Source organism: Streptococcus sp. oral taxon 056 str. F0418, from assembly GCF_000220065.1.
Taxonomy (GTDB): Bacteria; Bacillota; Bacilli; order Lactobacillales; family Streptococcaceae; genus Streptococcus.
Genome location: NZ_AFQU01000001.1, coordinates 1,403,699 through 1,416,979, shown reverse-complemented (window position 1 = coordinate 1,416,979; position 13,281 = coordinate 1,403,699). Strand labels below are relative to the sequence as shown.

11 protein-coding genes are annotated in these 13,281 nt (G+C 37.8%); all 11 read right to left on the bottom strand.

Annotation, left to right across the window (positions count from 1 at the left end):
- Positions 1 to 14 precede the first annotated feature (14 nt).
- Positions 15 to 1,586: an autoinducer-2 kinase gene (gene lsrK / locus HMPREF9182_RS07130; protein ID WP_009754270.1), complete on the bottom strand. Its 1,572-nt coding sequence runs from the start codon at positions 1,584 to 1,586 to the stop codon at positions 15 to 17.
- Positions 1,559 to 2,518, bottom strand: a complete 960-nt coding sequence (locus HMPREF9182_RS07125; RefSeq protein ID WP_009443257.1) for a sugar-binding transcriptional regulator — start codon at positions 2,516 to 2,518, stop codon at positions 1,559 to 1,561. The genes lsrK and HMPREF9182_RS07125 overlap by 28 nt, the downstream gene beginning before the upstream one ends.
- A gap of 119 nt (positions 2,519 to 2,637) precedes the next feature.
- Positions 2,638 to 3,519: a 3-hydroxy-5-phosphonooxypentane-2,4-dione thiolase gene (gene lsrF / locus HMPREF9182_RS07120; protein ID WP_009443857.1), complete on the bottom strand. Its 882-nt coding sequence runs from the start codon at positions 3,517 to 3,519 to the stop codon at positions 2,638 to 2,640.
- 11 nt (positions 3,520 to 3,530) lie between these two features.
- Complete coding sequence (locus HMPREF9182_RS07115) at positions 3,531 to 4,640, bottom strand: substrate-binding domain-containing protein (protein ID WP_009755053.1); 1,110 nt, start codon at positions 4,638 to 4,640, stop codon at positions 3,531 to 3,533.
- Positions 4,641 to 4,692: 52 nt separating this feature from the next.
- Entirely contained in the window at positions 4,693 to 5,718 is a 1,026-nt protein-coding gene (locus tag HMPREF9182_RS07110) for an ABC transporter permease (protein WP_009754658.1), read from the bottom strand.
- A 1-nt stretch (position 5,719) separates the two neighbouring features.
- Positions 5,720 to 6,709, bottom strand: coding sequence for an ABC transporter permease (locus HMPREF9182_RS07105; protein ID WP_009443426.1), 990 nt, complete (start codon positions 6,707 to 6,709; stop codon positions 5,720 to 5,722).
- A complete protein-coding gene (locus HMPREF9182_RS07100) occupies positions 6,706 to 8,208 on the bottom strand; it encodes a sugar ABC transporter ATP-binding protein (RefSeq protein WP_009443569.1) in 1,503 nt (500 codons plus the stop codon). The genes HMPREF9182_RS07105 and HMPREF9182_RS07100 overlap by 4 nt, the downstream gene beginning before the upstream one ends.
- 230 nt (positions 8,209 to 8,438) lie before the next feature.
- Positions 8,439 to 9,446: a type I glyceraldehyde-3-phosphate dehydrogenase gene (gap, locus tag HMPREF9182_RS07095; RefSeq protein ID WP_009443879.1), complete on the bottom strand. Its 1,008-nt coding sequence runs from the start codon at positions 9,444 to 9,446 to the stop codon at positions 8,439 to 8,441.
- 219 nt (positions 9,447 to 9,665) lie between these two features.
- The gene (fusA, locus tag HMPREF9182_RS07090; protein ID WP_009754780.1) at positions 9,666 to 11,747 is read right to left on the bottom strand and encodes an elongation factor G; all 2,082 of its coding nucleotides are present in this window, start codon (positions 11,745 to 11,747) and stop codon (positions 9,666 to 9,668) included.
- Positions 11,748 to 12,136: 389 nt separating this feature from the next.
- A complete protein-coding gene (rpsG, locus tag HMPREF9182_RS07085; RefSeq protein ID WP_009443075.1) occupies positions 12,137 to 12,607 on the bottom strand; it encodes a 30S ribosomal protein S7 in 471 nt (156 codons plus the stop codon).
- A 19-nt stretch (positions 12,608 to 12,626) separates the two neighbouring features.
- On the bottom strand, positions 12,627 to 13,040 hold the full coding sequence (gene rpsL, locus HMPREF9182_RS07080; protein WP_008808225.1) for a 30S ribosomal protein S12: 414 nt from the start codon (positions 13,038 to 13,040) through the stop codon (positions 12,627 to 12,629).
- Positions 13,041 to 13,281 lie beyond the last annotated feature (241 nt).

Below are 13,281 nucleotides of genomic sequence, written 5' to 3'. Positions count from 1 at the left end.
CACATGCTCCTTTCTCACTCTGCACCTGCTGCAATCCACATATAATCTGTCAGACCTTGATCTGATAATGTCAGCTGTTCTTTATAGATTGCCTGCCACTTTTCAAAAATTTTTAGATATTCCTGATGATTCTTCATATTCGGTTCATAAATCCTATCTATCTGCACATGCTGAATCGCTTCATCTAAACTTTGATAAACACCGCTACCGACACCTGCCAAAAAGGCCGCTCCCAACGCTGTAGCTTCTTTTTCTTTTGGTGTGATTAACCGAATCCCTAAGATATCAGCAATTATCTGACTCCATAACGAACTATAAGCAGAACCGCCTGCAAAGAAAATCTCATCGGGCATATATCCCGTGATTTCCTTTACCATTTTTAAGTGCCCTAAGGTTATTAAGCCTGCATTTTCCATAATGGACTTATAAAAAGTGTATTTATTAAACCTGTCTGGATCAATCATAAAATTCGTAAAGGTTGGTGCTGCATGTTTGAGATTCCTAAAATTCATCACATCTGCAAAAGTTGAAGCCATACCGTAACATCCAACTGGGATATCCTTTGCTTTTCCATCCATCAACGCATAAACAGAAACTCCCAATTCCTTTGCTTTTTCCTTATCTAAAGAAAGGAAAGCATCACGAAACCAACGCATGACCAAACCTGAACTCCAAGCAATGGCTTCCTGTTGCCAAGTGGAAGCAACAGCATGACAATTCACACGAACCCGACCTTTTACATCAACATAAGGCTGGTCTGTATTGTATTCATATTGCCAGAAACTTCCGCCAAACAAAGCTGCCTGATTATTTTTGATAGAACCTAAGCCGATACAGCCAAGCTGCGAGTCTCCACCACCACAGACAACAACAGTTGATTCAGATAAACCGGTTTCACGTGCAGCAAGAGTCGTCACATAACCAACAGGTTCACCACTTTCAAAAACAGGAGGAAAAATATCCGACTTCAAGCCACATTTTTGAGCCACTTCTGGAAGCCATTTACGCTCCTTTAAGTTAAACAGACCACTCGTTGAAGAATTGCTTGGTTCAGAAACGATTTTACCGGTTAATTTATAAATAATCCAGTCATTTATCATATTGATAAATTTCGTTTTTTCATATATTTCAGGCTCATGATTTTTCACCCATAAAAGCCGCGGTAGCGCACTTAAAGCAAAAGTTTGCCCCGTCTTTAGATAAATGTCCATTTCCAAGTCAGGATTGCTCCTTTTTAGATAGACAGCTTCCTCTTTAGCTCTTGCATCAATATTAGAAAAACCAATCAACTCTTTTTGATTTTCATCATATAAAACGAAGCCTTCCCTCATAGAATCTGAAGAAATCCCTTTGATATCAGTTGGGTTAATGGCGTTTTTTGTGAGGAGGTTTTGAAGACACTGCTTAATAATCTCCCAATCTTTTTCAAAGTCAAACCCAATGCTTCCTTGATAGCGGACATCTACAGGATGTTCCCATTCAATTTGCTCAATAGCCACTTGATGTCCAAATTTATCAAACAGAATAGCGCGAAAACTACCTGTTCCCCCATCCAATGCTAATAAGTATTCTTTTGTTCCTTCCATTCATTCGCTCCTAACAAGAGCTCTGCTGTGACTTCATCAGTGATGAGAACATTGACCAGACCATGCGTTATAGCTGTATGAATAATCGAAAGTTTTTCTTCTCCACCCGCCGCGGCAATAATATAATCATTTATCTTAAGATCTTCCAGTTTGGTACTGATGATACGCTCTTCAATTTCATCATCTACCAAATGTCCATCTTTATCAATAAAGTGCATCAACATATCACCAATAGCACCTGCGGATTTTAATTTTTTGAAACGTTCGGTTGTTAAAAGTCTTGTCCTTAAAACAGTTGAATTTTCTTCCATTCCTCCAAGGCTAGTAACAACTACCTTTGTCTCTTTCGTCATATCCATAATATCGCTAACCGCTTTTTCGTTCATAATAGCTCCAGCCAATTCTTTGTTACTCACAATAAGCGGAGCTGGAATTAGATAATGTTTCAAATCAATGATGCCGTTCCCAATTTGTTTGATATACGGCATGACTCCTCCGGTCATGGAAACAACAGATACATTTTTATCTGTCATTTTGGATAAATTCTTTAAGAAAGCCCCCATAGTTTCTCCATAACCTACACCTACAAGAGAGTCATCTTGAATCAAATCATTCAGATACATAGCAGTAGCCTGACCCAGATTTTCTGGCAACTTATCACTACTGCTCCAAGGCACAACAAAGACATCTTTTAATTGATATTTATGAATTAATTGTTTTTCAGTAGTATTTTTATTTCTGTATAATGTTGAGAAGTGGAATCGAACGATTTTTCGTTTTCTGGATTCTTCTAGCATTTTTATAATTTTCATGCGACTAACGGAAAGCTTTTCTGCAATTTCTTTTTGAGTCAAGCCATCTATATAATATAGCCACGCAACCTTATATAGCATTGAATCTTTATATAATTCATCTTTTTCTGAAAAATCCATAATCTTGCACCTCTTAGCAAATATCTTAACTAAAATAAAATTATACACTATAAACAACATTTAGGGAAATAAATAACCATTTACTCCCCTAAATTTACTAATTAAATTTCATAAATGACTTATTTATTAATTAAATCGGTATAATATTCAAATGCTTCTTTATCTGTGAATTTCTCATGAACAATTTTAGAAATACTTTTCGCCATTTCGGTAGGATGTAGACTTTGGAAAATATTCCTTCCCATATCTAAACCTTTAGCACCACCACTAATAGCTTTATATGCTAATTCCAAAGCTTCTTTCTCAGGAAGTTTTTTCCCACCTGCCACAACAATTGGAACAGGACAAGCGGCTACAACTTCTTCAAAATTTTCACAATAATAGGACTTGACTAAATTTGCACCCAACTCAGCAACTACTCGCGTAGCCAACTTGAAAAATCGATCTGTCCTTTCCATATCCTTTCCAACTGCTACAACTCCCATTGTTGGAATGCTATAACGATTGGCGAGATTAATTGCTCTAGATAAATTTTCAAGACTCGATAACTGACCATCTGCACCCACAAACGTTTGTACAGCCAAGCAATCCGCATTCAATCGAATCGCTTCTTCAATGTCCACTGCTAAAATTTCATGACTCAGATCATCATTCAACATGGTTGAACCTGATGTTACACGAAGGGCTGTTGACTTACGCCAACTCGGATCAACACTTGTTCGAATCGCTCCACGAGTTCCCATCAAACAATCTACTTCCGGTGCAATTTTAGGTAAAATAATATCCAAACGCTCCAATCCTGCTGTTGAACCCATGAAATAGCCGTGATCAAATGCAAACATCACTGAATTACCGCTTTTTGGATTGAAAATATTCGATAAATGCTTTTTCATGCCATAATCTAAATTATGGGCACCTTTAACATAAAACTGTTCTAAAGTTTTCACAGGTGTGTCTACATAGTAATCCTTAGAAACTTTTAATCCTTCTAAATCTGCCATTTATTTTCTCCTTAAAAATCATATTTATCCATATTTTCAGTTGTGAAAACCGTTCTTTCTGGAAGCAGAACAACTCCACTCTTTTCGCTATTCTTATATTTTGGATCTAAAACTGTATTATTTTGAACTTCAACTTTTCCAATACCAGGAATATCAATTTTATCACCTACTTTTACCTCATTCCCTGAAGCCAAATAGTTTGCTAAATAAACTGCCATTCCTCCTTGGACCTTTACATCCCACAAGCCCCATTCTTCAATAATATTATCTTTAGCATATTTCTTAATAGAGTTTGGAGTTGAAAAGCCAGTAATAGTCACATCTTTCTTAGTTAATCCCGCATTTTGAACAGCTTGCAATTGGCCTGGAAGGGCAGTAGAATCATTACAGATAACCAAATCGATATCTTTATGTGCTGAAAGAATAGATTGTCCAACATTCAATGCTTCCTGAGCATCCTGATTACTATAATAATTTGATTTATTTACATTAACCCAATTTGGATAATTTTTCTTAATATATTCTTCTCCAACTTTTTGCCACGAATTTTGGTCTTGAACAGTAGAAGATGAATAGTGCCATGCATATTTAATAGCATCTTTTTTCGGATCTTTACCACGTTTTTCCAGGGCATCCACACTCATTTTAACAAGCATTTCACCTAATTGTTGCGGTGTTCCTTGTGATACCATTAGAGAACGTGCATCAGGTGAAACATCTGAGTCCCATGTTACTACTTTTAAACCAGCTTGTTGTGCTTGTTTCAAGGCATTATCCAAACCAGTTGGATCTACTGAGGAAATCGCAATAGAACCCGCTCCTGTTTGAACAGCATTATTAATAATTGTTACCTGATTTGCCACAGAAGCCACAGAATTTCCGTTATAGTCAACTGTAAAACCTTCTTTTTTAGCCATTTCTTGTGCACCTAAGTTCCCTGATTCAAAGAAAGAATTCCCCGTGACTTTTGGCACAAACACTACTTTTCCTCCATTATTTCCTGAAGACTTAGAACTCGAATCAGAACTAGAATTCGAATTTGAATTTCCACAAGCAACCAAAGCAATCGCTGCTACGCCAAGTAAAGCACTATAAGTTAATAATTTTTTTATTTTCATCATCTTTTCTCCTTATTATAAGCTACAACGACCAAAACATTCTCTATACTTTACCTTATGAACTGTCCATTTCATACTTCCTTTCGTATTTTTTTATTAACTTTTGTAATATATTCCCATTAATCAAAAAGTTAACGATCAAAGAAATAATCAATAGGATACCTACAGGAATATCTTGATACTGTGCATTCACTCCAACTAAAGTCAGACCAAATTTCATGAAACCAATAATCAGTGCCGCCAAAGCAGTCCCAAATACGTTTCCTTTCCCTCCATAAATCGAGGTCCCCCCAAGCACTACTGCTGTAATAATCGGCAATGTTAAATCTGCACCAAAATCTGGTTTAGCAGTTCCTAGGTAAGAGGTTAGTAGAACACCTGCAACTGACGCAGCAATCCCTGAAAAAATATAGGTACTCATGACTACTCTTGCAGATCTAATCCCTGAATATTCAGCCGTATTTCTATTTACCCCTATAAGAAAAATTTTCCTTCCATACTTTGTTCGATGAAGAATCAAATATGCAATTATAGTTAAAGCTATAAAGGCAATAACTTGATTAGGAATTCCAAATAGGTTCCCATTTGAAATGGATTGAAATTCACTAGGAAAATTTGTAATCCCTTGGTATGAAACTACTTGAGCTAAAGCTGGTACCACTAGAGCCAAACCTGAATAAAGGAAAGAACCTCCTAAAGTTATTACCATTGGTTGAACTTTTGTATAGGCAATTAAAATACCACTAAATAATCCACAAAGTGCTCCTACTACAAATCCAAGCAAAATTGCCATCCAGATATTAAGTCCTATTTTTTGCCAAAACACGCCAACACAAATGGAAGTCAGCCCCATGATAGATCCAGCCTGAATATCCATTCCTCCCGTAATAATTACAAAAGTTACAAATAGCGACACGATACAAACAGGAATAAAATTATTGATGGAATTCATCAGGATAAATGGGTTTAAAAATCTAGGATTCATACTACCAAATATAATAAATTCAGCAATTAAAAGGACAATCAAAAAATATTCCCATCGCCAACTAAAATGATTTAAAATTGACTTTATTTTCTCCACTTTATTCCCCTCCTTGCTCAACTCTCACTCGTAATCGCTCCTTCCGAACCTTCTCAGCAGAACGATGATTCGATAATGCTCCAATTACCACGATAGCAATTAGAATACCCCCTGTAATTGTATTATTAAAAGTAGAAGGAAAATTAAGAAAGACTAAAATGCTACTAATAGATGTCATAAGAATCGAGCCTATAATAGAACCAAATGTTGATCCTTGGCCGCCCTCCAAAGCAACTCCTCCTATAACACAAGCCGCAATTGCAGTCATCTCATAACCAGTTCCATCAATTGGAGTGACAAATCCAATACGACTTGCATAGAGAACTCCTCCAACTGCTGCAAACCCTCCACAAATGATATAACTAAGAAATTTAATCCTATCTACCGGAATACCAATCAATCTCGCACCATCAATATTATCTCCAACAGCCTTAAAACTTTTACCAGTCATTGTCATTTTTATAAATAAATGAAGCAAAGCCGCAATTATTAAAGCGCTTACAAAAACAACTCCAATTGTACCTCCTATGCGGTTTTGAGATAACCTTAGAAATTCATTAGGGAAGTTTTGTAACCATTGACCATTTGTATAAATATATTGCGTTCCACGAATAATTCCCATCATTCCTAAAGTCATGATGATAGATGGAATCTTAAAAAATACAATGCCAACTGCATTGATAGCTCCTACAATTACACCTACTAGAAGAGCCATTAAAAATACTACCCAAATAGAAGCTCCTGAATTTAGTAACTTCCCCGTAATGGCTGCTGTTAAACCAACAGTTGCCCCTATAGAAACATCAATTTCTCCAGTAAATAGCACAAAGCACATTCCCAATGCTACTATTGAATAAATTGCGCTATTATTAATAATTTGAAAAACATTATTTAACTCAAGAAATTTTGAATTAAACAAACCAACAACAATAAATAATGTTACTATGAATAATACCGAAACCATCTCTCTTTGCTTCAAAAGATTTTTCATGAAACACTCGCCTCCTTAACTACACCAAACGAAGCACTCATTAGATTTTCCTGATTAATATCATCTCCTATAAATTCAGCATTCAACTTTCCATGGTACATTGTTACTGCTCGATCAGACAGTTGAACAACTTCTTCCATATCTGATGAAATCATCAAAATAGCCAACCCTCGAGATTTAAGTTCTTGAATTATTCGATAAACATCTCCACGAGCGCCTGCATCAATTCCTCTAGTTGGTTCATCTAAAATCAATAATTTTGGCATAGATGCAATGGATTTTGCAATAACAACTTTCTGTTGATTTCCACCCGATAAACTACCAATTTCATCGCTCATATCCATCGTCTTGATATTGAAAGATCGTTTAAAATAATCATACAACTCTTTTTCTCTATTCCTATCCACAAAATATTTACCAACAGATTGTAATGCAGAAGCCGATATATTCATGCCGATATCACTGATTTTAAAAATTCCATTCTTAAAACGATCTTCAGGAACATAATTCAAGCCAAGATGAATTACTTCATTTGTTGATTTACCTGTTATATCCATTGTTCCTAGAAAGACCCTTCCCTCATGAACCTCATCTTTTCCAAAAATCGTCTCAGCTAATTCTGTTCTACCCGCACCCACTACTCCTGCAAGACCTAGAATTTCTCCTGGATACACATCAAAGCTTACATTTTTAAAACCATTACCAGTAAAATGTTCAACTTTAAAAACAGGTTCTGTGCAGGTCCGATCAATATCGTAAGACTTATTATGCCTTACAGCATCGACACTCGCTCCATCTGGTAACAATGCTTGAATAAGCATTTCATTCGTAAATTCATGTGTTTTACCTACTAAACTTATTATGCCGTCACGCATTATTATGATGTCTGTTGCAATCTCAAATACTTCTGTTAGACGGTGAGTAATGTAAATCACACCCACACCTTCAGCCTTTAATTTTTCAATTAATACAAATAGAGATTCAGTTTCATTAAAAGTCAAAGAACTTGTAGGTTCATCTAAGATTAAAATTTTCACATCACGTATTAGACCTTTTAAAATTTCTACTAATTGCTGTTCAGCTATTGTAAGAGTGTCTGCTTTGCGTTCTAAATTAATTTCCCATTTTAGTTCTTCGATTATTCCTTTTAATTTATTTCTCAATTCATTCTTATTTCCAGAAAGGCCAAGCAAAATGTTTTCTAAAACTGTCATATTTTTAAATAACATCGGTTCTTGAGGAACCAGATAAATACCATTTGCCAAAGCCATTGTTGGTGTCATATATTTATAGCTAGTATTTTCTACAACAATTTCTCCTCTATCAGCCTTATAAATACCCATTATAATTTTCATTAAGGTACTTTTTCCGGCTCCATTGCCCCCAATAATAGCAGACACCTCTCCTCGTGATAGACTCAAATTAATTCCCTTAAGAACGTGATTATCACCGAATGATTTATAGATATCTTTACAATTAAGTAACAATCCACTTCCCATTAACACCGCCTCCTTTTACAAATGTTTATGCACCAAACTTTTGTTTATACCTTTATTCTACTACTTTTTGAAAGCGTTGTCAATTTTTTTAACAAAGTTTTATTATTATTTAGAAAATATAACACAGCCATTCATTTATCTCGTCCTTCTTCTTGGAATAAAACAAAGTAACAACAATCGTACGTTTACATAAGAAAAAGAGGCCTTTACAGGCCTCTTACATTTATGAATTATTTAGCGATTTTCGCAAAGTATTCAAGAGTACGTACAAGTTGTGCAGTATAAGACATTTCGTTATCGTACCATGATACAACTTTAACCAATTGTTTGCCATCAACATCAAGAACTTTAGTTTGAGTTGCGTCGAACAATGAACCGTAAGCCATACCTACGATATCTGAAGAAACGATTTGGTCTTCAGTGTAACCGTATGATTCGTTAGCTGCTGCTTTCATAGCTGCGTTTACTTCATCAACAGTTACGTTCTTTTCAAGAACAGCTACCAACTCAGTAACAGATCCAGTTGGAGTTGGAACGCGTTGTGCAGAACCGTCCAACTTACCGTTCAATTCTGGGATAACCAAACCGATTGCTTTAGCAGCACCAGTTGAGTTAGGAACGATGTTAGCAGCACCAGCACGCGCACGACGAAGGTCACCACCACGGTGTGGTCCGTCAAGGATCATTTGGTCACCAGTGTAAGCGTGGATAGTTGTCATCAAACCTTCAACAACACCGAAGTTGTCTTGAAGTGCTTTAGCCATTGGAGCCAAACAGTTTGTAGTACATGAAGCACCTGAGATAACAGTTTCAGTACCATCAAGGATGTCGTGGTTAGTGTTGAAAACGATTGTTTTAACGTCGTTTCCACCAGGAGCAGTGATAACAACTTTCTTAGCTCCACCTTTAAGGTGTTTTTCAGCTGCTTCTTTCTTAGCAAAGAAACCAGTTGCTTCAAGAACGATTTCTACACCGTCAGTAGCCCAGTCAATTTGTTCTGGATCACGTTCAGCAGAAACTTTAACGAATTTACCGTTAACTTCAAATCCGCCTTCTTTTACTTCAACAGTACCGTCAAAACGACCTTGAGTTGTGTCGTATTTCAACAAGTGTGCAAGCATAACAGGGTCTGTAAGGTCATTGATACGAGTAACTTCAACACCTTCTACGTTTTGGATACGACGGAAAGCAAGACGACCGATACGTCCGAAACCGTTAATACCAACTTTAACTACCATTCGTGATTTCCTCCTTATGAAAATCAAAAAAATTTTATTGTGAAAATAGTAACTTGAATCACTACAAATCACCTTTCAACATTTCTATTATATACCTATTTAGCTCAAAATGCAACTGATTTCATCATCACAAGAGAAACTTATTCATTCTTTCAAAGCTTTTTCATAGAAGTTTTCATAAATAAAAAAGCACCTCTAAGCGAGGTGCTGGGCTAGCAATTAAGCTTCGCCTTTATGTTTTTTAATAATTTCTTCTTGTACTGACTTAGGTACATCTTCGTAGTGGTCAAATACCATCATGAAGGTACCACGTCCTTGTGATGCTGAACGAAGAACTGTTGCATAACCAAACATTTCAGCAAGTGGAACATAAGCACGAACGATTTGGCTGTTACCATGTGCTTCCATACCATCAACACGTCCACGACGAGCTGTTACGTGACCCATAACATCACCAAGGTTTTCTTCAGGAACAGTGATTGTTACAAGCATCATTGGCTCAAGGATAGCTGGTTGTGCAGTCTTAGCTGCTTCTTTCAATGCAAGTGAAGCTGCAACCTTGAAGGCTGTTTCAGATGAGTCGACATCGTGGTATGAACCATCGTAAAGTTTAGCTTTCACATCAACGATTGGGTAGCCAGCAAGGACACCATTCGCCATTGACTCAATCAAACCTTTTTCAACCGCTGGGATGAATTCACGTGGAACCACACCACCAACGATAGCATTTTCAAACTCAAAGCCTTTTCCTTCTTCGTTTGGAGTGAACTCAATCCAAACATCACCGAATTGACCTTTACCACCAGATTGGCGTTTGAAGAATCCACGTGCTTGAGTAGAAGCGCGGAATGTTTCACGGTATGATACTTGAGGAGCACCTACGTTTGCTTCAACCTTGAACTCACGACGCATACGGTCAACAAGGACATCCAAGTGAAGCTCACCCATACCAGAGATAACTGTTTCACCAGTTTCAACGTTTGTTTCTACACGGAAAGTTGGATCTTCTTCAGCCAATTTTTGAAGGGCAATACCCATCTTATCTTGGTCTGCTTTAGATTTTGGCTCAACCATCAATTGGATAACTGGTTCTGGAACATTGATAGACTCAAGGATGATCTTAGCTTTTTCATCTGTCAATGAGTCACCAGTTGTCGTATCTTTCAAACCAACGGCAGCAGCGATATCACCTGAGTAAACAGTGTCAATTTCTTGACGGCTGTTGGCGTGCATTTGAAGGATACGTCCGATACGTTCACGTTTACCTTTAGAAGTGTTCAATACGTAAGAACCTGATTGAAGAACACCTGAGTAAACACGGAAGAAAGTCAAACGACCTACGAATGGGTCAGTCATGATCTTGAAGGCAAGAGCTGCAAATGGCTCTTCATCGGATGCAGGACGAGTTTCTTCTTCATCAGTATCTGGGTTGATACCTTTGATCGCTGGGATGTCAAGTGGGCTTGGCAAGTAGTCAATAACTGCATCAAGCATCAATTGAACACCTTTGTTTTTGAAGGCAGAACCACACAATACTGGGAAGAATTCAACATTGATAGTCGCTTTACGGATACCAGCTTTCAATTCTTCGTTAGTGATTTCTTCACCTTCAAGGTATTTCATCATCAATTCTTCATCAGTTTCAGCAACTGCTTCTACCAATTTTTCACGGTATTCTTGTGCTTGCTCAAGGTATTCAGCTGGGATATCTTCTTCCAAAATATCTGTACCAAGATCGTTCGTATAGATTTCAGCTTTCATCTTGATCAAGTCAATGATACCACGGAAGTCGTCTTCTGAACCAATTGGCAATTGAATTGGATGAGCGTTTGCTTGAAGACGGTCGTGCAAAGTACTTACTGAGTAAAGGAAGTCTGCACCGATTTTATCCATTTTGTTAGCAAATACGATACGAGGCACTCCATACTCAGTTGCTTGACGCCAAACTGTTTCAGTTTGTGGCTCAACACCTGATTGTGAGTCAAGAACCGTTACCGCACCATCCAATACACGAAGAGAACGTTGTACTTCGATTGTGAAGTCCACGTGTCCTGGTGTGTCGATGATATTTACGCGGTGGTTGTTCCACTGAGCTGTTGTCGCAGCAGATGTGATAGTGATACCACGCTCTTGCTCTTGCTCCATCCAGTCCATTTGTGACGCACCTTCGTGAGTTTCACCGATTTTGTGAATTTTACCAGTGTAGTAAAGGATACGCTCAGTTGTTGTTGTTTTACCAGCATCGACGTGAGCCATGATACCGATATTACGTGTTTTTTCTAATGAAAATTCGCGTGCCATGAGGTTGTTTTCTCCTATTAATTTATTTTACAATCTATTATAACATGATTTAGCAAAAACGGATAGGCAGGACCTACCCGTTTCAAATGTTTATCTGTTTTTGTTGGTTTCAACTTACGAAATAGTAAGTTGGGTTGTAGCTAATACCAATCGATTTAGCTAATTTGAACCCGAGCGAGGCTCTTCGCAAAAAGATAAACTGCTTTGTGTTCACGGAACACTGCATCAGTTTCCTATTTTTGCTTTGCGCCCTTGGATTCCTAGCATTATGATCTAGTTGAGCTCAAGCTAAAAGTCTGGAGAAAAAGATGAATCTCATCGGTTGCAGTCGCAACCTGCTTCGATTCCCTATTTTCTCTGGGACTTTCTTAACGCTTTCACATCCTATATTACCAACGGAAGTGTGCGAAGGCACGGTTAGCTTCAGCCATACGGTGAGTGTCTTCACGTTTTTTAACAGCTGCACCAGTATTGTTAGCTGCGTCCATGATTTCTTTTGCAAGACGATCTTGCATTGTGTGTTCACCACGAAGGCGAGCAATTGTTACCAACCAACGAAGTCCAAGTGTTGTACGACGTTCTGGACGAACTTCAACTGGGACTTGGTAGTTAGATCCACCAACACGACGAGCACGTACTTCAAGAACAGGCATGATGTTTTCCATAGCTGTTTCGAATACTTCAAGTGCGTCATTTCCAGTAGCTTCTTTGATTTGCTCGAATGCTCCATATACGATAGAAGCTGCTGTACCACGTTTACCATCAAGCATAACGCGGTTGATAAGACGAGTAACTAATTTTGAATTGTAAAGCGGATCCGCCAATACTTCGCGCTTAGGCGCACGGTTTTTACGACTCATTTCTCTTTATCCCCTTTCCTTATGCTTTTGGTTTTTTAGTACCGTATTTAGAACGGCCTTGTTTACGGTCAGTAACACCTGCTGTATCAAGTGCACCACGAACGATATGGTAACGTACCCCTGGAAGGTCTTTTACACGTCCACCACGAAGAAGCACAACACTGTGCTCTTGCAAGTTGTGACCAATACCTGGAATATAAGCAGTTACTTCGATCAGGTTGCTCAAACGTACACGAGCAAATTTACGAAGGGCTGAGTTAGGTTTTTTCGGTGTCATTGTTCCGACACGAGTTGCTACACCACGTTTTTGAGGTGCGCTTTCGTTAGTTGGAACACGTTTCAAACTATTGTAACCAACGTTCAATGCTGGTGATTTAGATTTTTCTACTTTTGATTTACGCGGTTTGCGAACCAATTGGTTAATTGTAGGCATCTACATTCTCCTGTATTTTTTAATTTTGGTGATGATACACTTGGTGACAGCTATCATCTGCGTGTACTTTTGCAACATTTGTCAGCACGTCTCTGTACACTTTTGAGAGACCAAAAGTAAAAAGTACCGTCTATCATTATAGCATGATGCATGTGACGAGTCAATAGATTTCTTATTATTTTTACAGGAACATTCTTATGTTTATCCAAAAAAGAGGCTGGGACAAAGGTCCTAGCCTCTC